Source organism: Oceanospirillum linum (genome assembly GCF_001995095.2).
In the GTDB taxonomy this organism is placed as follows: Bacteria; Pseudomonadota; Gammaproteobacteria; order Pseudomonadales; family Halomonadaceae; genus Oceanospirillum; species Oceanospirillum linum.
In genome coordinates this window covers 1-425 of record NZ_MTSD02000141.1, presented here as the reverse complement: position 1 = coordinate 425, position 425 = coordinate 1, and the positions used below count along the sequence as shown (strand labels likewise).

Here is a 425-nt window from a genome sequence, read left to right as displayed (position 1 = left end):
ATATTATAGTGCTCAATACCTTGATCGCCACAAACCTCAAGAGCCTGTTATGTTCAAAATGCTAACCCTTACGTTTTTCTCGCTATTGGCACTTGCTGCCAACTCGGTGCTGTGTCGGCTGGCGCTTGGGGATGGTAGTATTGATCCGGTCAGTTTTACCTTGATTCGTTTGTTTTCTGGCATTTTGATGCTGTCTTTGGCTTTGCTTTTTTTACGTCGCTCTCATCCTAAACCCCTTTCTGTGTCTCGTTCTCTTGCTTTGCGCTATGGGGCGGCATTTATGTTGTTTCTTTATGCGATAGCCTTTTCCATTGCTTATATTAATTTGGATACTGGTATAGGTGCTCTGGTGCTATTCGGCTCTGTACAACTTACGATGATTATCAATGGGGTGATTAAAGGACAGCATTTGCATAAGGTTGAGT

Annotated in this window: 1 pseudogene; it reads left to right on the top strand. The window is 43.1% G+C overall.

The features are described 5' to 3' along the window. Nucleotides 1–49 precede the first annotated feature (49 nt). Nucleotides 50–425: pseudogene (locus BTA35_RS17020) on the top strand (EamA family transporter); the annotation flags it as partial.